The sequence below is a fragment of the Microbacterium sp. A8/3-1 genome (genome assembly GCF_040267695.1).
In the GTDB taxonomy this organism is placed as follows: Bacteria; Actinomycetota; Actinomycetes; order Actinomycetales; family Microbacteriaceae; genus Microbacterium; species Microbacterium luteolum.
The window spans coordinates 1,316,356-1,341,196 of the sequence record NZ_CP158357.1 but is presented as its reverse complement, the minus strand read 5'-3'; the positions used below and the strand labels follow the sequence as shown (position 1 = coordinate 1,341,196).

Here is a 24,841-nt window from a genome sequence, read left to right as displayed (position 1 = left end):
CGGATCCACGCCGTCTCTTGTGCCACAGGCGCGGGGGCCCGCTCCGACGGCGGGACACGCCCAGCCTACCCGAGGGCCGGTGCGGGCCAGGAAGAGGCCCTGCGCCCGAGTATTGTGAACGACGTGGTGAACTCGACAGGGAGGCCTCGTGGTTAAGTGGTTCTGGCAGCGCGACGCCGCGCCGCGCCGCACGCTGGCCCTCCGCAGTCGGGGCGATCAGGGCGACGCGACCCGCGTCGACTTCGCCGAGCTCGCGCCCGAGTTGAATCGCTTCCTCGGCCAGGCCGCCTACCTCCAGCTCGGCTACTTCGAGACGCTCACGCGTCTGATCCGGGCGACGCCCGAGCTCTCCGAGAAGGAGTCGCTCTCCCGTGCGGCCGGAGCGGCCCTGACCAAGCACCGCGCGATCATCGACCTCATCGCCGCGCGCGGCGACGACCCCACGCAGCTCATGCTGCCGTTCCGTGAGAACCTCGACGCCTTCCGCCGCAAGACCATCGGTGCGCGTCCGAGGGAGACGCTCCTCGCGGTCTACATCACCGCAGGCATGCTCGACGACTTCTACCTGGCCCTCGCCTCCAGCTACGCCGACACCGGCCGCCGCGTGGTGGAGATCCTGCGAGAGGACGATGCGCGACACGAGATCGTCGCGATCATCCAGGAGACGATCGAGAGCGACGAGGAGTGGCGCTCCCTGCTGTCGATGTGGGCGCGCCGGCTCGTCGGCGACACGATCCTCGTCTGCCGCTCGGCGCTGCGCCCGGAGCGGCTCGCGGCCGATGACGAGCGCATCGAGCCTGTGTACACCGAGCTGATGGGTGCGCACGCTCGGCGCATGGACGCGATGGGGCTGGCCTCCTAGGCCGATCGCATCCGCTCGAGTCGAGCGGTGAGTCGCCAGGCGATCAGCAGCGGGATCACGCCGAGCACGCCGAACGACATGTCGATCAGCTGCCACCCCAGCGGGATGCCGCGGATGCCCCCCGCGATCAGGGCGAGGGGGATGATCCCGGCGCAGGCGATCACGCCGAACTGGATCACCCAGATGTTGCGCACCGGATCGACCATCGGGCCGATGAAGACCACCGCGAGGACGAGGTGCGCGTACGCGAGCCAATCCGTGCCGTACGAGATGAACGGGTAGCGACCGTCCACGTCGACCAGTGCAGCGGCGACCCGGTCGACCCACGCCACCGCGTCGGGGAACCAGTCCACGGCAGGGCTCGAGTGGAGGATGTCGGAGCCGATCCCCAGCTCGACCCGCAGCGGGAACGCCGTGACACCGCTGACGAACAGCCCGAGGATCATGATCGCGATGCAGATCCGGATCCGGATCCAGCGCAGCGTGCGCCGCTCGTCCACGTCAGCTCGCTCGCCGGATCAGATCCCGAGCGCGGCCTTGGCCTGGGCATCCGATCGGCGGCGGACCGCGACGATCGCCACCGTTGCCAGGACGGCGACGGCCACGGCGCCGAGGACGCTCGCGAGCCAGAGCCAGATGCTGTCCTCGCCGACGCCCGCCCACTGCAGGCTCGTGTAGACGATGGCCGACACGGCCGTCGCGATGCCCGGGGTCACGGCGACGCCGCGCAGATCGCGGCCGCCGATCAGGTAGTGCGCGCCGATGCCGAGGGCGCACGCGCCGATGAGCGCGAGGAGGATGTACATCGTCCGGTCAGGCGACGAAGCCGACGCGGCGGGATTCCTCGGAGCCCAGCTCGATGTAGGCGAGGTTCGCGGTCGGGACGAGGTACGAGTTGCCCTTCACATCGGAGAAGTTCAGGTGCGTCGTGCTCTGCTCGAGGGCGGCGGAGACCTGGGTGCGGACCTCGTCCGCGCTCGCGCCGGTGTCGAAGCTCAGCTCGCGGCCGGTGTTGATGATGCCGATGCGGATTTCCACGCGTGCTCCTTGAAGTTCGGGGACTGGCCCAACTCTACCCCGCGCGCACCGGGCGGGATCGGCCGCTGGAGCCGGTTTCGCCGTGAGCGCACACGGTGCGCTGGCAGGGCGCGGCGACGATGTCCGCGCGCCCCGATACCGTGGAGGACATGACACCGGATGTTGCGCAGCGAGCCGTCGTCGCCGCCGCGTCGACCGCCTCCGGGGTCATCATCGGCGCACCGGGCACCGGGAAGACCCGCACCCTCGTGGATCGCGTCGTGCACCTGCTCGACACCGAGGGGATGCGCCCGGAAGAGGTGCTCGTGCTCACGCCGAGCCGCCAGGCCGCGACCGCGCTGCGCGACCGGATCGGCGTGCGCATCGGGCAGGCGACGCCGGGACCGCTCGCGCGCTCGCTCGGGTCGTTCGCCTTCCAGCTGGTGCGCGGAGCGATGGTGCGCGCGGGCGCCGAGCCGCCGGCTCTGCTCACCGGTGCCGACCAGGACCGCATCATCGCCGAGCTGCTGGCGGGGGACGCCGAGGACGAGCGCATCCCGTGGCCCGAGGCCCTCAGCGCATCCGTGCGCGCCTCCCGAGGATTCCGCTCCGAGTTGCGTGCCTTCCTCGCCGAGTGCACCGAGATCGGCGTCCACCCCGACGAGCTCCGCGCGTCGGGCAACGAGGTCTGGGCCGCGGCGGCCGAGTTCCTCGTCGAGTACCGCACGGTCCTCGACGCGCTGCGCTCGGCCCACCGCGATGCCGCCGATCTGCTGAGCGAGGCGAGCTCGGTCCTGCAGACTGCGGACCCCGCGGCTCTCGGCCCGCTCGCGCCCCTGCGTGCTGTGCTCATCGACGACGCGCAGGAGCTGACCCGGGGCGGGATCGCGGTGGTGCGGGCCCTGCGGAGCAGGGGGATCGCGGTGCTCGCGTTCGGCGACCCCGACATCTCGTCCGGAGCCTTCCGCGGTGCCAGCCCCGAGCTCTTCGCGCAGCTCGCCGGTGTGCTGGGCGACGTGCATGTCCTCGACGGGTCGCACCGCCAGCAGCCGGCTCTCACCGCACTGACGCGCACGGTCACCCAGGCCATCGGCGTCTCCGGCCGTGTCGAGCACCGTCGCGCTCCGGCCCCGCCGATCGAGGATGACGATGCCGCGGTCACGACGTTCATCGCCCCTTCGCCGTACGAGGAGCTCGACCGCATCGCCGGCGTCATGCGGGACTGGCACCTCACCGACGGTGTGCGCTGGGATCGCATGGCGGTCATCGCGCACGACACGCGGCAGGTGACGACGCTCGAGACCGAGCTGGCCGCGCGCGAGATCCCGACGCGAGCAGCGGGGGTGCAGCGACCGCTCGGCAGCGAGGGGATCGTGCGCGACATCGTCGAGATCGTGCGGCTCGCGCTGACCCCGGTGGACGAACGCACCCCGGCGGCGCTGGAGGAGGCCCTGCGCACCCCGTTCGGCGGGATGGACGCCATCGGGCTGCGGCGCCTGCGCGCGCGTCTGCGGCACATCGAGCTCCAGCAGGGCGGCTCGACACCCGCACGAGAGCTGCTGCGGCAGGCGATGGCGAACCCCGCCCACCTGACGCTGATCGACGCGGCGGAATCGCGCACGGCGGCACGATTCGCCGAGACGATCGAGGCGCTCGCTCGCGCGGCGGCCGAGGGGGAGACGATCCACGACCTGCTGTGGCGGGTGTGGGATCAGGCCCGCGCGGTCGACGGGCGCCGGCTGCACGTGGCCTGGCGGGAGATCTCGCAGCTGCCGACCGGGGCGGAGACGGCACGCTCCCTCGACGCGCTGGTGTCGCTGTTCGATGCGGCGAAGCGGTTCGTCGAGCGCACCCCCAACGAGAAGCCCGAGACGTTCGTCCGCGACATCCTCGACAGCGAGGTGCCCGAGGACTCGCTCTCGACGCCCGATCGCCCCGGGAAGGTCACGCTGCTGACACCCGCGACCGCACTCGGAACCGAGTTCGACGTGGTCGTGGTCGCGGGCGTGCAGGACGGCGTCTGGCCGAATGTGCGGCTGCGCGGAGGCCTGCTCCAGACCTGGCGGCTGGCCGACGAGCTGGAGGCCGCACGCACCGGGGTGAGCATCGAGCCGCCCGGCGTGGTCGACCGCAGGCGCGCCGCCCTGCACGACGAGCTGCGCCTGTTCGTGCGTGCGATCTCCCGGGCGCGCGACCGGCTCCTCATCACGGCAGTCGATGACGACGACCTGACGCCCAGCGCGTTCTTCGGCTTCCTGCCCGCCCCAGAGCCGCCGGAACGGCACATCTCGGCTGAGCATCCGCTCACCCTGCGCGGCATGGTCGCGCGTCACCGCCGCACGCTCACGTCCGTCCCCGCCGAGCCGCTGCGGCGCGAGGCGGCCGGACAGCTCGCCGTCCTCGCGCGCGAAGGCGTGCCGGGCGCGGATCCGGCCCATTGGTACGGGGTGACGCCGCCGTCGACGGATGCTCCGCTGCGCGACCTGGCGGTCGCCGGCGCGCGGGTGTCGCCGTCGAAGATGGAATCCTACGAGGAGTGCGGACTGAACTGGGTCGTCACAGCCCTCGGCGGCGACACCGTGATGCCCCCGACCGCCGGGATCGGCACGATCGTGCATGAGGCGATGGAGCGGGTTCCCGACGGCGATCTCGAGCAGATGCGCGCGATCGTCGCCGAGCACTGGCCCGAGCTCGACTTCGAGACCGAGTGGATCGGCCGCAAGGAGCGCCGGCGCGCCGACCTGTTCGTCGATCGGCTGCACTCGTACCTCGGCGACGTGCGCCGCGAGGAGGGCGAGGTCATCGGCAGCGAGGTCGAGTTCCGGTTCGCCGTCGACCTGGCGGACGACGAGGCCACGCCCGCCGTTCACGCGGTCGGGGAGGACCGCGCGAATCAGGCGATCATCCACGGATACATCGACCGGGTCGAGGCCTACCCACCGGGGAGCGGCGAGCATGCGCAGGCGCGCGGCCGCGGCTGGAACCCCATGTCGGGAGGTCCCGACGGTCCGACCGTGGTGGTCGACCTGAAGACGGGCAAGACCGACCCCGAGTCCGATTCCGGCGTGCTCGAGCATGCCCAGCTCGCGGCGTATCAGGTCGCCGTGCAGCAGGGGCTGATCGAGGGGGCTCCGCCGGAGTCTCTCGCGGGCGCCCGCCTCGTGATCGTGTCGAAGACCCTCGCCAAGAGCGACTACCGCATCGCCCACCAGCACACGCTCGACGACGAGTCGCGCTCGGCGTTCCTGCGTCGGGTCGCCGGCGCGGCGCGCGGCATGTCGGCGTCGAGCTTCACGGCGCAGGTCGAGTCGCACTGCGCCGACACGCAGCGCCGCGTGCACCCGTGCCGCATCCACACCGTGCCGGCGGTGAGCTCATGACCGCGTGGGCGGCATCCGGCGGCCTGTCCGCGACCGATATCGCGGTCGCACTCGGCCAGCCGCCGCCCACTGCCGCGCAGCAGCGCGTGATCGAGGCGCCCCCGGAGCCGGCGCTCGTCGTGGCCGGCGCAGGCAGCGGCAAGACCGAGACGATGTCAGGACGCGTCGTGTGGCTCGTCGCCAACGGGCACGTGCGCCGGGACGAGATCCTCGGGCTCACCTTCACCCGCAAGGCGGCCGGGGAGCTCGCGGAGCGGATCGGGACCCGCCTGTCCGTGATCGACGAATATGGACGACGCGGACTGCTGCCCCACCTCACCGAGATCGTTCGCGGCGATGCGCTCCGTCGCGTCGAGGATGCGGCGACGGGACGCCAGCGCGAACTCGTGCGTGCGCACGTGCTCGACGAGCTGGCCGCGGGCTTCGAGACCGGGTGGGATCCGACCACGCCGCGTGCCGCGGAGGACCTGATGATCCGGCCGCGGGTGTCGACGTACAACGCCTTCGCCGACGGCATCGTCCGCGAGCACGCCGCGCGGATCGGTCGCGACCCCGACGTGGCGATGCTCAGCCAGGCGGCGTCCTGGATGCTGGCGCGCGAGGTGGTGCTGCGCAGCGACCTCCCCGAGCTCGAGAACATCGATTTCGCGCTCGGGACCGTGATCGACGCGGTGCAGCGGCTGGCCGGGGATGCACTGGATCACCGCGTCGACCTCGAGCTCGCGGAGCGGATCACGCGGGATCAGGCACTCGCCTTCGCGCCCTACCGGTCGAACGCCGACGTGGAGAAGGCGGCGTCGAACCTGCTGAGCCTGCCGACCCTCGCCCACCTCGTGCGCGACTACATGGCCGAGAAGGAGCGGCGCGGCGTGCTCGACTTCGCCGATCAGGTGGGCGGCGCGTACGACATCGTCGAGTCCGCCCCCGACGTGCGCGCCGAGCTCCGCGAGCAGCACCGCGTCGTGCTTCTCGACGAGTACCAGGACACGTCCGTCATCCAGACGCGCTTCCTGGCGGAGCTCTTCCGCGACTCGGCCGTCATGGCCGTCGGCGACCCGCACCAGTCCATCTACGGGTGGCGCGGCGCGAGCGCCGACAACCTGTACGCCTTCTCGAAGACGTTCGCGAGCACAGGAGCCGCGCAGACGTACAGCCTGATGACGAGCTGGCGCAACGACCGCGGCATCCTCGACATCGCCAACCGGGTGCTCGAGCCGTTGCAGCGGCCGGGACTCGATGTGCCACCGCTCGAGCCGAGGCCGGGCGCGGGCGAGGGCGTCGTGAGCGTGCGCTTCCCGTTCACGGTCGACGACGAGGCCGCCGCCGTGGCGGAGTGGTTCGCCGAGCGGCGCGCGGCGCATGAGGCGCACGGCGCTGTCCGTGGGCAGGGGCACAAGCCCCACACCGGCGCGATCCTCTTCCGGTCCAAGCGGCACATGCAGACCTTCGCCGGAGCGCTCGCCGCCCGCGGCATCCCGCATCGGATCCTCGGTCTCGGTGGACTGCTCACGACACCGGAGGTGGTCGACGTCGTCTCCACACTGCGGGTCGTCCACGATCCGACCGCGGGGTCGGCGCTGATCCGCCTGCTCACCGGCCCTCGCTTCGGCGTGGGCGTGGCCGACATGGGTGCGCTGTACGACCTCGGCCGCACTCTCGCCGAGCGCGACACCGACATGGCACCGCTGCCGGAAGAGGTGCGCGCGAGGCTGCGGTCATCGCGCGGCGCCGACGAGGCCGTCTCGATCATCGACGCCGTCGACGTCGTGCGCGCTGTCAGGGACGACTACCGCATGCTCGAGCAGATCACGCCGGACGGACGCGCCCGGATCCGGGCCGCGGGCGAGATGCTCGAGCGCCTGCGACGCGCCTCCTCTCAGCCGATCCCCGAGCTGATCAGGCTGATCGAGCTGGAGCTGCGTCTGGACATCGAACTCGCGTCGAACGAGACCAGGGGCCCTGCCCGCATCGCCGCGACCCAGCTGCGGGCCTTCGCCGACGAGGTGCGGGCGTTCCTCGCCGCCGACGACCGCGGCACCATCGGGAGCCTGCTCGCCTGGCTGGACAAGGCCGAGAGCACTGATGAGCTGATGCCCCGACCGGAGCCGCCGGAACCGGGAGTGGTCCAGCTGCTCACGATCCACGGCTCGAAAGGGCTGGAGTGGGACGCGGTCGCCGTGGTCCGGCTGGTCGCGGACGAGCTGCCCAGTCGCGTCTCCGACACGTCCGGCTGGTTCGGCTTCGGCGTCGTGCCGTTCGCGCTCCGCGGCGATCGCGACGCTCTGCCGCGCTTCGAGTGGGATCCCGTCGAGGCGATGGGGGAGGAGGGCGACCCCGAGAAGCGGCAGAAGCTCGCGCAGGCCTCGCTCTCGGGCGGAGCGACGAAGGCCAACCCGCAGGGCGGGGCGCTCAAGCGCTTCAAGGACGCCTACCGCGCGTATCAGCAGCAGGAGGAACGGCGACTGGCGTATGTCGCGGTGACGCGTGCACGGACCGACCTGCTGCTCAGCGGTGCGCACTGGGCGGGACAGAAGGCCCCTCGGACCCCGAGCCCGTACCTCGTCGAAGCCATCGAGGTGCAGGGACTCGATCCGATCGAGCCCGTCGACCCCGACGAGAATCCGTACGAGGGTCCGGGGTCGACGCTCAGCTGGCCGCTCGATCCGCTGGGCGCGCGGCGGGCCGCCGTGAGCGCGGCGGCGACCTCCGTCGAGGAGGCGGCACGAACGGGCCTCGCACAGCCGTCTCCCGAGCTGACCCGCCTGCTGGCGGAGCGCGCTGCGCGTCAGCGGGGCACCGACGTCGCGGCCCCGACCCGGGTCCCGGCATCGCGCTTCAAGGACTACGTCACCGACTTCACCGGCACGCTGTCATCGATCGTGCGGCCGATGCCCGAGCGTCCCTACCGGCAGACGCGACTGGGTACGCTCTTCCATGCCTGGGTCGAGCAGCGCTCGGAACTCGTCGGCGTCGGCAGCCGTGTCGACGAAGCTCTGTGGGAGGTCGACGAGGACGAGGTCCCCTCCGAACCCGGGTTCTCGTCCGACGGCAGTACCGACGGTCCGGCGTCGTCGGCGGATGCCGCGGATCTGGCCGCGCTGCAGGAGACGTTCGAGCGCAGCGAGTGGGGCGGTCTCCGACCGATCGCTGTCGAGATCGAGATCGACTTCGCGCTCGGCGCGGGAATCGAGGAGGCCGAGCGATCCGAGCAGGCGCACATCGTCATCTGCAAGCTCGACGCCGTGTATCGCCGTGACGATCGCGGCGGGCGCATCGAGATCGTCGACTGGAAGACAGGCAAGGCGCCGCGCACAGCGCAGGAGCGGGACGAGCGGATGCTGCAGCTCGCGCTCTACCGTCTCGCCTACCACCGGCGATTCGAGGTGCCGCTGGACGAGATCGACGTCGCGCTGTACTACGTCGCGGACGACCTCATCATCCGCGGCGACCGGGTCTACTCGGAGGACGAGCTCTTCCACCGCTGGAGCGCGGCGCGCGCCGCGCGTTGAGCCTCTTCGGAGTCGTCGGCGGAGTCTTCAGCAGAGGCATCGCTCGCTGCGTCGGTCGCGCGCTGCGGGGCGAGGGGATGCGAGTCCTCGCGCGCCCCCGCGACACCGTTGGTGCCGGCGAACATGCTCGCGACCCCGGACAGATCCTCGGTCTCGAGGTTCAGCATCTCGGCACGATGGGACGCCTCCGCGCTCTGCGCATCGGTCGCATCCGCGCGCTCGGCCCAGGGCGGCGATGCCGGCTCGTGATCGTCTGCACGAGTGCTGTCGTCACGAGTACCGTCCTCGCGAGTGTCATCGGCGTCGGCGCCGTCCGCCCACAGCTCGTTGGGGTTGTAGGCGTCGGTCTGCATGGAGGTGTCGACGTCGGTGGCGGCCGTGGCCGGCACGCGGCCCAGAGCATCCATCGCGGAATCGACGCCATCGCTGCGAGCGGCGATGATGCTGAGGTCGTCGGTGCGCAGCCCCTCGGCGAGGGATTCGAGCAGAGCGGCGGCGTCATCGACGATGTCGGGCCGGCGCATCGAGTCGCCGTGCACGAGCCAGCGCGCGAACTCCAGCTCGGCGAGCAATCGTGCGCGGACCTCGAGACCCGGATCCGGCGCCCGGTCGACCGCTCGCGCGTAGGTCGCGTGCACGTCGGGTGCGGCGTCCGGCGCAGCTGACAGCCAGGAGAGATCGACGGCCGGGTCGCCGACGGAGAGTCCGTGCCAGCCGACGAGGCCGGTGACCTCGGGGCCGCGCTCCGGATGATCCGCGAAGACGAACGAGGTCGCCTGGACCCCGCCCAGGACGACGGTCGATTCGAACCGCCACAGGTCGTCATCGGCGACGGCGTCGCGCCAGCGCACCGTGAGACGTGCGGGAACCCGGCCGGTCGCTGCCGCGGCGTCGACGAGGCGGCTCAACTCCTCGCGAGTCTCGTCAGCCGAGCGGGTCACGAGGCCGGCGCCGCGCACGACCGAGGTCGGCATCCCGTGGACGGCGGCGATGGCGGCACCCATCGATTCGGCCGCGCCACGCCCGGCGGGCACGAGCGACGCTTCGATCTGGAATCCGGGGAGGAGCTCGGTCACCAGCGCGCGACCGGCGCCGACCGTGGTCTCGCCGATGTATTCGGGTGCGTGGAACGGCAGCATCGCCCTGGCGCCGTCGGTCAGAGCCCGCAGTGCGAGGGCCTCCGCGGCCAGTTCGCGCGCGGCGTCCTCGTCGTCGGCGACACGGATCGCGAGTTCGCGGCCGTCGGCCAGCGAGGCCACCGCCGAATCGAATCGGCCGTCGCCGTCGGCGCTCAGAGGGCGAGTACCCGTGACCTCCGCGCCGGGCAGTGCGGCCGTCACCGCCGCGGCTAGAGTGAATGGAGAGCGTCCCATGCCCCCAGGGTAGGTCGACGCCGGGGCGGTCCCGCCTCCGCCACGCCCGTGAGAGAGGGAGTCGATGACCTTTCAGCCCCCGTCCCTCGACCGCGCCGCCGAACTCCGCGAGGAGCCGGACGTGCTCGAGCGCCTGCGAGACGACCCCGGCACGCGGGTCATCGTGGTGCGCGAAGGCCGCGTACGGGTCGCCGACTCGACCCTGCTGCGCGTTCCCGCCGACGCCGTGGGCGACGCGACCTGGGCGCTGCTCGGTCGCGATCAGGACGGGGCCGTGCTGCTGCTCGCCGTCGCACCGCCCGAGAACGACGCCCTGGACACGGCCCCCGACGAGATCTGGCTCGGTCTGCGCGATCTCGGCGGGCGCATCGATCGCGTCGAATCCGAACTGCTCGTCGAGGCGATCGCGCTGGCCGGTTGGCTGCGCGACGCGCCCTTCTGCCCGACCTGCGGAGGCGGCACCGAGCTGCGTCAGGCCGGCTGGTCACGGCGCTGCCTCGTCTGCGGCCGCGACCACTTCCCGCGCAACGACCCCGCCGTGATCGTCGCTGTCGAGAGCCGCGACGGCGAGCGTCTGCTGCTCGGCGCGAACGCGAACTGGGGCGGGCGCATGTACTCGTGCTTCGCGGGCTTCACCGAGGCGGGGGAATCGCTCGAGGCGACCGTGCATCGCGAGATCGAGGAGGAATCCGGCGTACGCCTCTCGGCGCTGCGCTACATCTCGTCGCAGGCGTGGCCGTTCCCGCGCTCGCTGATGATCGGCTTCCGCGCCGTCGTCGACGACGAGTCCACGGCTCTCGCCGACGGTGAGGAGATCGTCGACGTCCGGTGGTTCACCCGGAGCGAGATCGCCTCCGCCCTCGCCGGCGACGGCCCCGTGGGGCTGCCGGGCCCGGCGTCCATCGCGCGCGCCCTGATCATCGACTGGTACGAGGATCACGCGTGAGCGCACTCGATGCCCTCGACGAGGCGCAGCGGGCCGCGGCATCCGTCCTTCGGGGTCCGGTCGCCGTGCTGGCCGGCGCCGGAACCGGCAAGACCCGTGTGATCACGCATCGCATCGCGCACGGCGTCGACACGGGCGCGTATTCGCCGTCACGGGTCATGGCGGTGACCTTCACCGCGAAGGCGGCAGGGGAGCTCCGGGGGCGGCTGCGGGCACTCGGTGTCGAAGGCGTCGCCGCCCGCACGTTCCATGCGACCGCCCTCGCGCAGCTGAATTTCTTCTGGCCGACTCTGGCGGGCTCGCCGGCCCCGGCCATCATCACCAACAAGGTGCGGATGCTGGGGCAGGCAGCCGACGCGATCCGGCTGCGACCGAGCACCGCCACGCTCCGCGACATCGCGTCCGAGATCGAGTGGCGCAAGGTGTCGATGCTGTCGATCGACCAGCACGCCGCGCTCGGCCGCACGGTGACGGGAATCGACTCCGGGCAGCTGGGCGAGCTGATGCGCGGCTATGAGGCGCTGAAGGACGAGCGCCGGCAGCTCGACTTCGAGGACGTCCTCCTGGCGTGCGCCGGGATGCTGGAGGCGGAACCGCGGGTCGCGGCATCCGTGCACGAACAGTACCGGCACTTCACGGTCGACGAGTTCCAGGACGTCTCGCCGCTGCAGAACCGGCTGCTGGAGCTCTGGCTGGGAGACCGCCAGGACATCTGCGTGGTCGGCGATGCCAGCCAGACCATCTACTCGTTCGCGGGTGCCGAGCAGCGGTTCCTGCTGGAGTTCGAACGACGGCACCCGGACGCGACCGTCGTGCGGCTCGAGACGAACTACCGTTCGCAGGCGCCCATCCTGACCGCTGCCAACGCCCTGATGCACGGCCGCCCCGGCGCCCTGGAACTCGTTCCCGCGCGGGAGCAGTTCACCGCGGATGCTCCGACCGTCACGGCCTACGACTCCGAGACCGACGAAGCCGCCGGCATCGCCGCCGCGATCTCCGCGCGGATCGCCGCCGGCGCTTCTCCGGCCGAGATCGCGGTGCTGTACCGGGCGCACGCGCAGTCGGGCGTGCTGCAGCAGGCGCTGGCGGCGGAGGGCATTCCGACCTCGGTCCTCGGCGGAACGCGCTTCTTCGCTATGCCCGAGGTGCGGCAGGCGATCCTCGCGCTGCGCGCCGCCGCCGTGGCTCCCACTGAGCAGGGCTTCCTGCCGAACGTGCAGCGGGTGCTGCGCGAGCTCGGCCTGACCGACGAGCCGCCGGCGGCCGGTGGCGCCCAGCGCGACGGCTGGGAGGCCAGGCGGGCGATCCTGCGACTGGCGGAGGAGGCAGGACCCGAGGCGAACCTGCGCACGTTCAGCGATGCCATGATGGCGCGGGCGAAGGATCAGCACGAGCCGACGATGCGCACCGTGACGCTGTCGACGCTCCACGCCGCGAAGGGCCTCGAGTGGCCGCACGTGCATCTCGCGGGCTGGGCGGAGGGATCGCTGCCGATCTCCTACGCCTCGAGCTTCGAGGCCATCGACGAGGAGCGGCGACTCGCCTACGTGGGGGTCACGCGCGCCGCGCGTACCCTGGACATCTCGTGGTCGCGCTCGGCAGGGCGAGGAGAGCGGGCGCCATCGCGGTTCCTGGCGGAGATGGGGACGACGGCGCGCGGCACCGGCATCCTTCGTGAAACGTCACCGCGCGACGCGCGCGCGAGCCGTCAGCGCTGACCCGGACCATCTCGCCTCCTCCGCCGTCGGCGGCGAGGAGTCGCGACGCCAGGAGCGCGCCCTCGGCCACCTGCGCCGCCCGCAGCACCACGGGGCCGTAACCGATCATCTGGGCGTGCAGCAGCGGCCACGCCGGATCGCGATCGGCGTCGTCGGCGTCTCGGCAGGCCAGACAGGGGGTCTCCCCGGGAATCACCAGCGGTCCGACCGTGACGTGGCCCGGCTCGAAGGCGATGGGCAGGTGCGGGACGTCCTCACGCAGATAGCGCGCGAACAGCACAGCCGCCGCGGCGCACTGCACGAGGACGACCCCGACCGCGTCGCGCACCGAGCGGTCTACCAGCGTGATCCCCTCGTCGGCGAGCGCCTCTCTGGCACGGTAGGCGCCGCGCCCATCGGTGATGCCGATGGTCTCGACCCAGGCAGGCCTGGTCGCCGCTGGGTCGTCGATCAGGAGGTGCTCGATCCGGGCCAGCAGCGTCCGAGCCTCCTGACGCGGCGCTCCCGTGCCGTGGGCGATCACATCGAAAGCGGAGCGGCGGAAACCGGAGCGCAGACGGCTCAGCAGCAGTTCCACCCACGGCGCCTCCGCCTCGATGCGCAGTCCCTCGTCGATGCCGAGCTGCAGGGTTCGCTCATCGCGCCAGAGCAGCGGCGCGCTCGGATCCAGGCGGGTGAGGGTCGGCGGGGTCAGCGGCATCACCTGATTCTGGTGAAACCCCGGATGCCGTGGAGTCGCGAACGCGGTTCAGTGGAGAACTTCCGTGCTCCGCGGATCAGGGGAGGAGCGGTGCGCGCCGCGCCCGCTCCTCCAGGCTCTCAGACCGGTCGTTCACCCTCGGGCGCGGCATCCCCGTCCGGATCGTCGGACCCGTCCGTCTTCTCCGTCGGATCCTCTGCAGAGAAGTCGTCGCCGTCGAGCAGACGGGCGAGGGCCTCGTCGAACTCGTCCGCGACCGGCTGCTCGCCGCGCTCGGCGGCCTGCAGACGAGCCACCAGCGCGCTCGGGTCGTCGATGTCCTCGGCGGTCGGCATGAGGTCGGGGTAGTCCCACAGGGCGTCGCGCCCGCTGATGCCGACGGCATCCGTCACGGCCTGCCACATCGCGGATGCCTCGCGCATGCGCCGCGGTCGCAGCTTCAGCCCGACGAGAGCGCCCAGGGCGTCTTCGGCAGGTCCGCCGACCGCGCGACGACGACGGGCGGCTTCGGCGATGCGCGCACCGTCGGGCAGCCGTGCGGTCGCCTGTGCGGTGACCACGTCCACCCAGCCGTCGATCGTGGCGATGAGGTTCTCGAGCCGTGTCAGCGCCTCGCGCTGAGCCTCGGTCTGCGCGGGGAGCAGTGCTCCGCCCTCGATCGCGGCCCGCAGCTCCTCGGGGTCCGACGGGTCGAGGCGGCTGGCGACGTCCTCGAGTGCGTCCACGTCGACGCTCACGCCGCGCGCGAAGTCGGTGATCTGCGCCATCACGTGCAGGTGCAGCCACTTCGCATGGCGGTAGAGGCGCGCGTAGGCGAGCTCGCGCGTCGCCAGGTAGAGCGCGATCTGGTCTTCGGGGATCTCGAGTCCCTCGCCGAACGCGGTGAGGTTCTGCGGGATCACGGCGGCGGTCCCGGCCGGGAGCACGGGGATCCCGACGTCGCCGCCGGAGACCACCTCGAGCGAGAGATTGCCGAGCACCTGGCCGAACTGGGCGGCGAACACCGAGCCGCCCAGACCGCGCATGAGCTTGCCCGCCCCCTGGACGACGCTGCGCATCTCCTCGGGGACCTGGGTGTCGAGGGCAGAGGTCAGCGCGTCGGCGATGCTGGTCGACACGGGGCCGGCGATCTCCTTCCAGACAGGCAGGGTCTTCTCGACCCACTCGCCGCGGGTCATCGCGGTGGGGGCCTCGCTCAGCTCGGAGATGGTCGTCGCCTCGCCGAGCCAGAGGTTCGCGAGCGTGAAGGCGTCGACGAGCGAGCTGCGCGATCCGTCGGTCACCCCCTGGCCTTCGCGGTTCGCGATGTGCAGCGCCTGGCGCTGCGCGTTCTCCCACGGGTCGCCGCCGAACGCGCCCTGGAGCTGCGACATGATCGTCTGCATCATCGCCGGGTCGAACTGGAAGCCCTCCATGCCCTGCATGGCATCTCGCAGGGCCTCGGGGTCGATGTCCCCGCCGCCCTGGTTCGAGAGCATCTTTCGGAGGAACTCCTGGAAGTCCTCGGGAGTCGGGTCGTTGTCTGCCATGTCGTTCGCCCTCTCAGCACGCCTATAGCCGTGGCATCTACGCTAGTCACAGGTTTCTGCGCGCGTCCCCGAAGCGAGCAGATCGCTGTACGCCGCTCGCGAACGACGGAGGAATGCTGTGGATCGAACGCGGTCTGGAAAGCCCGGACTCGGAGTCTGGGCGCTGATCGTCGCGCTCTTCGCGCTCGTGGTCCTGACCTTCCTCCCGACGCCGTACGTCATCCAGCGGCCCGGCCCCGTCTACGACACCCTCGGCACCGCCACGGGGACCGACGGCGAGCAGGTGCCGCTGATCAGCATCGAGGGCGCCGAGACCTTCGAGACCGGCGGCACGCTCGACCTCACGACCGTGCAGGTCGTCGGCAACCGCGAGCGCACGCCGAGCTGGTTCGAGCTCGCGCTCGCCTGGATGGATTCCTCCCGCGCCGTCGTGCCGCTCGACTCGGTGTTCCCAGAGGGCGTGACGACCGAGCAGCGCGATGAGCGCAACGCGATGCTGATGGTCGACTCGCAGCACGAGGCGACGGCCGCGGCTCTGAACGAGCTCGGCTACGACACGGGCGCGAAGGTCGTCGTGCAGGAGGCCGTGGCCGATGCGCCGGCCGATGGGCTCCTCGACGCCGAAGACGTCATCACCGCGATCGACGGAACCGCGGTCACCTCCGCCGCGCAGCTGCGCCAGGCGATCCAGGATGCCGGCGGCGACCCGGTGGTCCTCACCGTGCTCCGCGCAGGCGAGGAGAAGACCGTCGAGGTGACGCCGGAGGAGCACACCGAGAACGACGTGACGACGTGGCTCATCGGCATCACGCTGCGCACGGACTACGACTTCGAGATCGACGTCACGCTCCAGCTCGACAACGTCGGAGGACCCAGCGCCGGGATGATGTTCGCGCTCGGCATCATCGACACGCTCACCGAGGGCGAGCTCAACGGCGGGCACGACATCGCCGGCACCGGGACGATCGACGCCGCTGGCACGGTCGGGCCGATCGGCGGCATCCGTCAGAAGCTGTACGGGGCGCGCGACGCCGGAGCGGACTACTTCCTCGCGCCGGCGTCGAACTGCGACGAGGTGGTGGGTCACGTGCCCGACGGGCTGCAGGTGATCCGCACGTCGACGCTCGAGGAGTCCCTCGATGCGCTCGAGGTCATCGCGGCCGACGGCGACGTCGCCTCCCTTCCCACATGCGAGCTCGCCGGCTCGTAGGCGGGGGAGAGTCGCCGTGACCTCGCCGTGACCGGGATGACAGCCGCCGCACAGTGAGGCCCGCCTAGGATGGAACGGTGACCTCGAACTCAGCCTCAGCTCCGAATCCGGCCACGCCTCGAACCTCCCGACGCATCCTCGGCATCTCCCTGGTGATCATCGCCGCCCTGATCGCGGCGTTCTTCGTGTTCGCCTCGCTCTACACGGAGTTCCTCTGGTTCGACCAGGTGGGCTTCACCGGCGTCCTCACCACGCAGTGGATCGCCACGGCCGTGATGTTCGTGGTCGGCTTCCTCGGCATGGCCGCTCCGCTCTTCCTCGTGATCCAGCTGGCGTACCGTCTGCGTCCCGTCTACGTGCGGCTCAGCTCGCAGCTGGACCGCTACCAGGAGGTCATCGAGCCGCTGCGCCGCCTGGCGATGTGGGGCATGCCGATCTTCTTCGGCCTCTTCGCCGGTTTCGCTGCCGCCGGACAGTGGAAGACGGTCTGGCTGTGGGCCAACGGCGTGGCGACCTCCGACGTCGATCCGCAGTTCGGCATCGACACAGGCTTCTACATGTTCGCGATGCCGTTCTACTCGATCCTGCTCGCGTTCGTCTCTGCCGTGCTGCTGCTGTCGCTGCTGGTCACCGCCCTCGTCTCGTACCTCTACGGCTCGGTCCGCGTCGGACAGGGCGAGCTGCGCATCTCGAAGCCCGCGCGCATCCAGCTCGCCGTGATCGCCGGCCTCTACCTGCTGGTGCAGGCGGCGAGCCTGTGGCTCGACCAGTACAAGACGCTCTCCACGCCGGAGGACCGCATCACCGGTGCGGCCTACACCGGTGTCAACGCGACCATCCCCGGTCTGGCGATCCTCGCGATCATCGCCGCTGTGGTCGCCATCCTCTTCTTCGTCACCGCCGTGATCGGCCGCTGGCGCTTCCCGCTCGCGGCGACCGCGCTGCTCCTCGTGGCCTCGCTCGTCGTGGGTGTCGGATACCCGTGGATCGTCACCACCTTCCAGGTGAAGCCGAACCAGAACGCCTACCAGGCCGAGTACTACCAGCGGAACATCGACGGCACGAAAGAGGCCTACGGCATCGCCGACCTCGAGACCACGGCCTTCGAAGCCGAGACGGACGCCGCGGCCGGCCAGCTGCGTGAGGATGCGGAGACCACCGCGTCGATCCGCATCATGGACCCGAAGGTCATCCCGCCGACCGTCCGCCAGCTCGAGCAGTACCGCGGCTACTACCAGTTCCAGACGACGATGGACGTCGACCGCTATGAGATCGACGGCGTGATGCAGGACACGGTCGTCTCCGTGCGAGACCTCGACATGTCGGGCCTCGGCGACGGCGACAACTGGAACAACCGCGTCGCGGTCTACACGCACGGCTACGGCCTCGTGGCTGCGGCCGGCAACCAGCGCACGAGCGACGGCGAGCCGGTGTTCCTCGAGCGCGGCATCCCGTCGTCCGGATTCCTGACCGACCGGGAGAACTTCGAGCCCCGCGTCTACTTCGGCGAGAACTCCCCGGAGTACTCGATCGTCGGCGCCCCCGAGGGCTCGGAACCGGCGGAGATCGACTACCCGCGCGGCAAGGACGGGTCCAGCGAGACGAAGACCACGTTCGAGGGCGAGGGCGGTCCCGCCGTCGGCAACACGTTCACGAAGCTGCTCTACGCGCTGAAGTTCCAGTCGGAGCAGATCCTGTTCTCCAACCTCGTGAACGAGGACTCGCAGATCCTCTACGACCGCGATCCGAAGACGCGTGTGCAGAAGGTCGCCCCGTACCTCGAACTCGACAGCGACCCGTACCCGAGCGTCGTGGACGGTCGCATCGTCTGGATCGTCGACGGCTACACCACCAGCTCGACGTACCCGTACTCGACCGGCGTCAGCCTGTCGGACGCGATCGCCGACTCCAACGTCCCGTCGCCGACCCTCGCGATCGACGACATCAACTACATCCGCAACTCGGTGAAGGCTACGGTCGACGCCTACGACGGCTCTGTGACGCTCTACGCCTGGGACGAGGAAGACCCGGTGCTCAAGACCTGGCAGAAGGTCTACCCGTCGACGGTGAAGCCGATCAGCGAGATGTCCGGCGAACTGATGAGCCACGTGCGCTACCCGACCGACCTGTTCAAGGTGCAGCGCGACGTGCTCGGGATCTACCACGTCGACACCGCCGGATCGTTCGCGCAGCAGGACAACCGCTGGCAGACGCCGAACGACCCCCGCAGCGACGCGATGCTGCAGCCGCCGTACTACCTGACGATGCAGATGCCGGGGCAGGATTCTCCGCGCTTCTCGATGTTCTCCACCTTCATCCCCGTCTCCCAGGGAGCGGGAGGCAGCCGAGACGTGCTGATGGGCTACCTCGCGGTGGACTCGGATGCCGGGTCGGAAGCCGGCGTGAAGGGGGACGGCTACGGTCAGCTCCGCATGCTGGAGATCGACACGGACACGACTGTGCCCGGCCCCGGCCAGGTGCAGAACACCTACAACTCGGACACGTCCGTCGTGCCGCAGCTGAACCTGCTGCAGCAGGGCGAGTCCGAGGTGATCTACGGCAACCTGCTCACGCTCCCGGTCGGTGGCGGTCTGCTCTACGTGCAGCCCGTGTACGTGCAGTCCTCCGAGGGCACGCAGCTCCCGAGACTGCAGAAGGTGCTCGTCGCCTTCGGTGATCGCGTGGCCTTCGAGAACACGCTCACCGAGGCGCTCGACACGCTGTTCGGCGGTGACTCGGGAGCGACCGGCGGTGATGACGCGGTCGAGCCCACGGAACCGGGCGAGGAGGATCCGGACACCGGCGAGACGCCTACCGAGCCGACGCCGCCCACCGAGCCCACGGGTGACGAGGCCGCCGCCCTCGCGGCCGCGCAGCAGGCGCTGCTCGACCGTGACGCCGCGCTGAAGGCCGGAGACCTCGAAGCCTTCGCGGCGGCCGACAAGCGTCTCACGGCAGCCGTCGAGAAGCTCCTCGAGCTGGAGGCTGCCGCCGGTCAGTGACCTCGCGCAGCTGAAGTGAATCGGGCGTCCCTTCGGGGGCGCCCGATTCGCGTATCGGCGAACCCTATGGTCTCCATCGGATTCCCGGGATGGGACGGGATCGGCCCGCGACCTACTGTTGCACCATGAACGAGCCGCAGCACGACCTGCCAGATCCCGGTCCCGTGCGGACCGAGGTCCCGGTCTCCCGAGCGACGGGGATCGAGGTCAAGTCCATCGACTGGGTGCCGCTCTCCGAGCGCACCGGCACGCCGTCGAGTCTCTTCCCGCTGTGGTTCATGTCCAACGCGAACCTCACCACGCTCGCGACGGGCATGGTCGGGGTCGCGATGGGGGCGAACTTCCTGGTCTCGCTGCTGGCGATCGTGCTGGGGGTGTGCGTCGGCACCGTGTTCACCTCCTTCCATTCCGCCCAGGGACCACAGCTGGGTCTGCCGCAGATGATCCAGTCGCGAGCGCAGTTCGGCTACCGCGGCGTCGCGATCGTGTGCCTCGTGGTCGTCGCCAGCATCGTCGGATTCAACATCTTCAACCAGCTGCTCGCGGGGCAGGTGCTCACGGCGACGACCGGCGTCGATGCGGGCGCCGGCTGGTACGTGCTCATCACGGCTCTCGCCCTCACGTTGGCGATCATCGGCTATCACTGGATCCACCGCGTGCAGAAGTGGCTGACCTGGCTGTTCCTCGCGACCTTCGGCGTGTTCAGCGTCGTGGCGCTGTTCGCGCTTCCGCTCCCTGCAGCGGACTTCTCGCTGGGGGAGTTCGACGGCCCGGCGTTCCTCGTGCAGTTCGCGGCCGCCGCGGCCTATGCGCTCGGCTGGGCGCCCTACGTGTCCGACTACTCGCGATACCTGCCCCCGCAGACGAGTCCGCGCAAGGCGCTGTTCTACACCTCCTCCGGCGTGATCGTCGGCGCGGGCTGGCTGATGATCCTCGGGGCGTTCGTCGCCTCGCTCTTCGCGGATGCGGATCCGGTGCAGGCGATCACGGCGGCGGCCGATGCGATCGTGCCCGGTGCGGGCGCGGTGCTGCTCTGGTCTGCGCTGCCCGCCCTGATCACCGTCATCACGATCAACATCTACGCCGCGAGCCTCGAGCTGATCACGGTCGCCGATTCGTTCCGATCTGTGCGACCCACACGATTCGCCCGCATCGTCGCCTGCAGCATCATCGGCCTCGGCGGCCTGCTCGGCGCGGCGTTCTCGACGGGGGAGTTCCTCGACTCGTTCGGCAGCTTCCTCGTCGTGCTGCTCTACGTGCTCGTCCCGTGGACCTCGGTCAATCTCGTCGACTACTACTTCGTGCGCCGCGGGCGCTACGCCGTCGCCGAGATGTTCCGTCCGCAGGGCATCTACGGCTCGTGGGGATGGCGCGGGATCACCGCGTACGCCATCGGTATCGCCGCGATGATCCCGTTCGTCGTGACCACGTGGTTCACGGGGCCGATCGCCGCTGCGATGGGCGGCATCGACATCGCCCTGTTCGTCGGACTCGCGGCATCCGCCGTGGCGTACGTGCTGCTCGCGCGCGGACTCGATCTCGACGCGGAACGTCGACTCGCCAGGGAAGAGGCCGAGGCGATGGGCGTGCGCTCCGTGAGCTTCGGCGCCGAGCGCGGCTGAGGGCGTTCACGTGGCTCTCACGCCGGGCAAGCGAAAGGCCCCCGATCCGGATTTCTCCTGATCAGGGGCCTTTCTTGTGTCGCATTCTCGTTGCGGGGACAGGATTTGAACCTGCGACCTCCGGGTTATGAGCCCGGCGAGCTACCGAACTGCTCCACCCCGCGGCACAAGAAGTAACTTATCACGGATTCCGGAGGTCGGCCAATCGAGGCCGGGCACCGGCGGATGCGAGAGGATGAGGTATGTCCGAGACCGCAGCCGTATCCGTCGCCGTGTGCCAGTTCGCACCGACGGCATCCCGTTCCGACAATCGCGAGCGGATCGCTGCGCTGACGGCGGATGCTGCGGCGCGCGGCGCGAAGCTGATCGTGTTCCCCGAGTACTCGAGCTACTTCGTCGATCCGATGGATGCGACGCTCGCGGCGAACGCCGAGGAGCTCGACGGCGAGTTCGTCGCCGCGCTCACGGCTCTGGCCGCCGACTACGCGGTCGTGATCGTCGCGGGCCTGGCCGAGCGCGCCGCGGACGGCGAACGGGTGCGGAACACGGTCGTGGCGGTGCGCGGCGACGGCATTCTCGCCGTCTACCGCAAAGAGCACCTCTACGACGCCTTCGGGCAGACGGAGTCCGACTGGGTCGAGCCGGGTGACCCGGGGGAGCCGGCCACATTCGTGCTCGGTGGCCTGCGCTTCGGGCTGATGACCTGCTACGACCTGCGCTTCCCCGAGCTCGCGCGCACCCTCGTCGACGCGGACGCCGACGTGCTGGTGGTGCCGGCCGAGTGGGTGAGGGGTCCGCTCAAGGAGCACCACTGGACCACCCTGCTGGCTGCCCGGGCGATCGAGAACACCGTGTACGTGGTCGCCGCGGACCATCCGACGCCGATCGGCGTCGGGCATTCGCAGGTCGTCGACCCGCAGGGCGTCGTGCTCGCCGGCGTCGGCACGGGCGAGGGGATCGCGGTCGCGGCGCTGGAACGGGCGGCGATCGACCGCGTGCGTGCGGTCAACCCCTCGCTGCGCGTGCGGCGCTACGCCGTGGTTCCCCGCTGACGCGGAGCCGCGCGTCAGAGCGCCGAGGCCGCGAGGCGCGCAGCGGCCTCTTCGAGCACCTCGATGCGCTTGCAGGCGGCGAAGCGCACCAGGCCGCTGTACTCGCTGCGCCTGCCCTCCGACACGAACGCCGTCAGGGGGATCGCGACGACGCCGGCGCGCTCCGGCAGCGCACGGCAGAAGGCCGCGGCATCCGCGCCGCCCAGCGCCGTGGCGTCCGCGACCGTGAAGTAGCCACCCTGCGGAGCGTGCACCGTGAATCCGGCGGCTCGCAGCCCGTCCCCGAGGATCTCGTGCTTGCGGGCGAGCGCCGACGCCGCACCCGTGAAATAGGCATCGTCCAGACGTAGGCCAACCGCGACGGCCGGCTGGAACGGCGATCCGTTGACGTACGTGAGGTACTGCTTCACCGTGAGGACGGCGGTGATGAGCGCGGCCGGACCGTGCACCCAGCCGATCTTCCATCCCGTGGCGGAGAACGTCTTCCCCGCGGAGGAGATCGTGAGCGTGCGCTCGGCGGCACCGGGCAGCGTGGCGATCGGCGTGTGCGGGGTGTGGAACGAGAGGTGCTCGTAGACCTCGTCGGTGATGATGATCGCGTCGTGCCGCTGGGCCAGACGCACGACCTCGGCGAGCACTTCGGCGCCGAACACGGCGCCGGTCGGATTGTGCGGGTCGTTCACGAGGATGATCCGGGTGCGATCGTTCACCGTGGCGGCCAGCTGGTCGAGATCGGGCTGGAAGTCGGGGGCCCTCAGCGGCACGGTGCGCAGTCGAGCGCCCGCCAGCGCCACCGCCGCCGCATAGGAGTCGTAGTACGGCTCGAACACGACGACCTCGTCGTCCGGCCCGTCGATCAGCGCGAGCAGACTGGCCGTGAGCGCCTCGGTCGCGCCGGCGGTGACGATGACCTCGGTCGCCGGGTCGACGTCCAAACCATAGAAGCGGTGCTGATGCTCGCTGATGGCGGCGAGCAGATCGGGGATGCCGCGCCCCGGCGGATACTGGTTCGCCCCGGCGGAGATCGCGGCGCGCGCGGCCTCCAGCACCACCGCGGGCCCGTCCTCGTCGGGGAAGCCCTGACCGAGATTGATCGCGCCGGTCCTGGCCGCAGCCGCCGACATCTCTGCGAAGATCGTAGGTGCGACGGTTCCGTCTGCGGCGAGCAGACCTGCACCGGCCGCCGTGCGCCGCCATGCGCCGGGAATGACACTCATGAAGAACAGGCTAAGGCCATAGCTGAAACTCATCTTCGCCATACGAAACGCACAGATACAGGCGGCAGTCTGAAGGGGCGTTGATGAAGGAGCACACCATGAACGAAGACGACACCCAGAACCACTCGGCACCCGCGTCCCACGACGCCGTGCCGTCCACCGAGGCAGCAGAGGCCACCGCTCAGTCGGCGACCGCCGCCGCCGCTGAGACCACCGCCCCGGCCGCCCCGGCGCAGGGACATGAGGTGCCGTCGACCTTCACGTCGCAGGCACCCGCCGCCCCCGCCGCGCTCACGCCGCCCGCGCCCGCCGCACCGCAGCCCTTCGCCGCGCCGAGCACGGCGCAGCACGCGACGGCATCGGCTCCGGGCGCAGCCTTCGGCATCCCCACCGCGACCGCGCACACCCAGCCGACGCAGCCGCTCGACGGCACCGCGCCCCTCGGCTTCGGCAGCGCTCCGGCCGACGGCGTCAAGACGAAAGAGCCCAAGTCCCGGGGCGGCGCGAAGTTCGCGGCGTTCATCGTGGCCGCGGCGCTGGTCGGCGGTGTCGCCGGGTTCGGCGGCGGCGCGCTGCTGACCGGACTTCAGGATCAGCCGACGGGCGGCACGGCCGGCGGGCCCCAGACCGTCACGGTCAACAACCCCGGATCGGTCAACGAGACCACCGCGGTCGCGACGGCGGCGCTTCCCTCGGTCGTCACGATCGAGGTCGCCGGGTCCCAGGAGGCCGGCAGCGGCTCTGGCGTGATCATCAGCGAGGACGGCTACGTCCTCACGAACACGCACGTCGTGACCCTCGGCGGCGCCGTGGCCGACCCCAGCATCCGTGTGACCGCGTCCGACGGCCGCATCTACGAGGCCACCGTCGTCGGCACCGACCCGATCTACGACCTCGCCGTGATCAAGCTGACGGACGCCAAGGGCCTCACGCCCATCGAGTTCGCCGACTCGTCCAAGCTCAACGTCGGCGACACCGCCGTCGCGCTCGGTGCCCCGCTCGGTCTCGCGAACTCGGTCACCACCGGCATCGTGAGCGCGCTCAACCGCAGCATCCAGATCGCCTCCTCGGCCCTGCCCGACTCGTCGTCCGAGGACGCTCCGGAGCAGCAGGCACCGGAAGAGGGCGACGGACAGGGGCCGTTCCAGTTCGATCTGCCGGGCAACACCGGGCAGCAGTCCAACGAGTCGATCTCGATCGCCGTGATCCAGACGGATGCCGCGATCAACCACGGCAACTCCGGCGGCGCGCTCGTGAACAGCAAGGGCGAGCTGATCGGCATCAACGTGGCGATCGCGAGCTCGGGCGGATCCGAGGAGTCCGGCTCGATCGGCATCGGCTTCGCGATCCCGGCGAACATCGCCCAGCGCGTCTCCGAGGAGATCATCGCCGACGGCGCGGCCACGCACGGCCTGCTCGGCGCATCCGTCCGCGACGCGGCGAGCGTCGAGGGTGCGAACGTGGCGGGAGCGTACATCGCCGAGGTCACCGACGGCGGAGCGGCGGCTGCGGCCGGGCTCAAGGCGGAGGATGTCGTCACGGCTTTCAACGGAGTCCCGATCACCAGCGCCAGCGATCTGACCGCGCAGGTGCGCGCGGCGGCCGCGGGCAGCGATGCGAAGGTGACCTACGTCCGCGGCGGCAAGGAGGGCGAGCTCGAGGTGACACTCGGCGAGCTCGCCGGCTGATCCGCTGTTCGCAGAG

16 protein-coding genes and 1 tRNA gene are annotated in these 24,841 nt (G+C 70.7%); 10 read left to right on the top strand and 7 right to left on the bottom strand.

The features are described 5' to 3' along the window. The first annotated feature begins 148 nt into the window (after window positions 1-148). Entirely contained in the window at window positions 149-862 is a 714-nt protein-coding gene (locus ABS642_RS06665) for a ferritin-like fold-containing protein (protein WP_282213912.1), read from the top strand. On the opposite strand, the gene ABS642_RS06660 is transcribed toward ABS642_RS06665, so the two are convergent. From ABS642_RS06660 to ABS642_RS06650, 3 genes are read right to left on the bottom strand one after another with little or no spacing between them, the layout of a single operon-like run. Then, window positions 859-1,362 (bottom strand): hypothetical protein, encoded by a 504-nt coding sequence (locus ABS642_RS06660; protein WP_350352703.1) that lies wholly within the window; start codon window positions 1,360-1,362, stop codon window positions 859-861. The genes ABS642_RS06665 and ABS642_RS06660 overlap by 4 nt on opposite strands. Before the next feature lie 18 nt (window positions 1,363-1,380). Beyond that, complete coding sequence (locus tag ABS642_RS06655) at window positions 1,381-1,668, bottom strand: hypothetical protein (RefSeq protein WP_350352702.1); 288 nt, start codon at window positions 1,666-1,668, stop codon at window positions 1,381-1,383. 7 nt (window positions 1,669-1,675) lie between these two features. Then, the gene (locus tag ABS642_RS06650; protein ID WP_282213909.1) at window positions 1,676-1,900 is read right to left on the bottom strand and encodes a DUF3107 domain-containing protein; all 225 of its coding nucleotides are present in this window, start codon (window positions 1,898-1,900) and stop codon (window positions 1,676-1,678) included. A gap of 149 nt (window positions 1,901-2,049) precedes the next feature. Here ABS642_RS06650 and ABS642_RS06645 point away from each other — a divergent pair, with 149 nt between their 5' ends. Together ABS642_RS06645 and ABS642_RS06640 are read left to right on the top strand one after the other, a co-directional pair. Further along, complete coding sequence (locus tag ABS642_RS06645; RefSeq protein ID WP_350352701.1) at window positions 2,050-5,259, top strand: ATP-dependent DNA helicase; 3,210 nt, start codon at window positions 2,050-2,052, stop codon at window positions 5,257-5,259. Beyond that, window positions 5,223-8,768 (top strand): ATP-dependent DNA helicase, encoded by a 3,546-nt coding sequence (locus ABS642_RS06640; RefSeq protein ID WP_350352700.1) that lies wholly within the window; start codon window positions 5,223-5,225, stop codon window positions 8,766-8,768. The genes ABS642_RS06645 and ABS642_RS06640 overlap by 37 nt, the downstream gene beginning before the upstream one ends. Here ABS642_RS06640 and ABS642_RS06635 read toward each other — a convergent pair. After that, on the bottom strand, window positions 8,714-10,108 hold the full coding sequence (locus ABS642_RS06635) for a hypothetical protein (RefSeq protein ID WP_350352699.1): 1,395 nt from the start codon (window positions 10,106-10,108) through the stop codon (window positions 8,714-8,716). The genes ABS642_RS06640 and ABS642_RS06635 overlap by 55 nt on opposite strands. 97 nt (window positions 10,109-10,205) lie before the next feature. Between ABS642_RS06635 and nudC the strand changes: the two genes are divergently transcribed. Both nudC and ABS642_RS06625 read left to right on the top strand, forming a co-directional pair. After that, window positions 10,206-11,087 (top strand): NAD(+) diphosphatase, encoded by an 882-nt coding sequence (gene nudC / locus ABS642_RS06630; RefSeq protein WP_282213905.1) that lies wholly within the window; start codon window positions 10,206-10,208, stop codon window positions 11,085-11,087. Further along, the gene (locus ABS642_RS06625) at window positions 11,084-12,805 is read left to right on the top strand and encodes an ATP-dependent helicase (protein WP_350352698.1); all 1,722 of its coding nucleotides are present in this window, start codon (window positions 11,084-11,086) and stop codon (window positions 12,803-12,805) included. The genes nudC and ABS642_RS06625 overlap by 4 nt, the downstream gene beginning before the upstream one ends. Before the next feature lie 819 nt (window positions 12,806-13,624). Here ABS642_RS06625 and ABS642_RS06620 read toward each other — a convergent pair. Then, window positions 13,625-15,034, bottom strand: coding sequence for a zinc-dependent metalloprotease (locus ABS642_RS06620; RefSeq protein ID WP_350352697.1), 1,410 nt, complete (start codon window positions 15,032-15,034; stop codon window positions 13,625-13,627). A gap of 118 nt (window positions 15,035-15,152) precedes the next feature. Here ABS642_RS06620 and ABS642_RS06615 point away from each other — a divergent pair, with 118 nt between their 5' ends. From ABS642_RS06615 to ABS642_RS06605, 3 genes are all read left to right on the top strand, one after another. Continuing rightward, window positions 15,153-16,244 (top strand): S16 family serine protease, encoded by a 1,092-nt coding sequence (locus tag ABS642_RS06615; RefSeq protein WP_350352696.1) that lies wholly within the window; start codon window positions 15,153-15,155, stop codon window positions 16,242-16,244. Window positions 16,245-16,321: 77 nt separating this feature from the next. Beyond that, a complete protein-coding gene (locus tag ABS642_RS06610) occupies window positions 16,322-19,246 on the top strand; it encodes a UPF0182 family protein (RefSeq protein ID WP_350352695.1) in 2,925 nt (974 codons plus the stop codon). Between the two features lie 125 nt (window positions 19,247-19,371). Next, entirely contained in the window at window positions 19,372-20,868 is a 1,497-nt protein-coding gene (locus ABS642_RS06605; RefSeq protein WP_350352694.1) for a cytosine permease, read from the top strand. A 90-nt stretch (window positions 20,869-20,958) separates the two neighbouring features. On the opposite strand, the gene ABS642_RS06600 is transcribed toward ABS642_RS06605, so the two are convergent. Beyond that, window positions 20,959-21,032, bottom strand: a tRNA-Met gene (locus ABS642_RS06600). Window positions 21,033-21,110: 78 nt separating this feature from the next. Here ABS642_RS06600 and ABS642_RS06595 point away from each other — a divergent pair. Further along, entirely contained in the window at window positions 21,111-21,920 is an 810-nt protein-coding gene (locus ABS642_RS06595) for a carbon-nitrogen hydrolase family protein (RefSeq protein ID WP_350352693.1), read from the top strand. Window positions 21,921-21,934: 14 nt separating this feature from the next. On the opposite strand, the gene ABS642_RS06590 is transcribed toward ABS642_RS06595, so the two are convergent. After that, window positions 21,935-23,137, bottom strand: a complete 1,203-nt coding sequence (locus ABS642_RS06590; RefSeq protein ID WP_350352692.1) for an aminotransferase class I/II-fold pyridoxal phosphate-dependent enzyme — start codon at window positions 23,135-23,137, stop codon at window positions 21,935-21,937. 98 nt (window positions 23,138-23,235) lie between these two features. Here ABS642_RS06590 and ABS642_RS06585 point away from each other — a divergent pair, with 98 nt between their 5' ends. Next, a complete protein-coding gene (locus ABS642_RS06585) occupies window positions 23,236-24,825 on the top strand; it encodes a trypsin-like peptidase domain-containing protein (RefSeq protein WP_350352691.1) in 1,590 nt (529 codons plus the stop codon). Window positions 24,826-24,841: the final 16 nt, after the last annotated feature.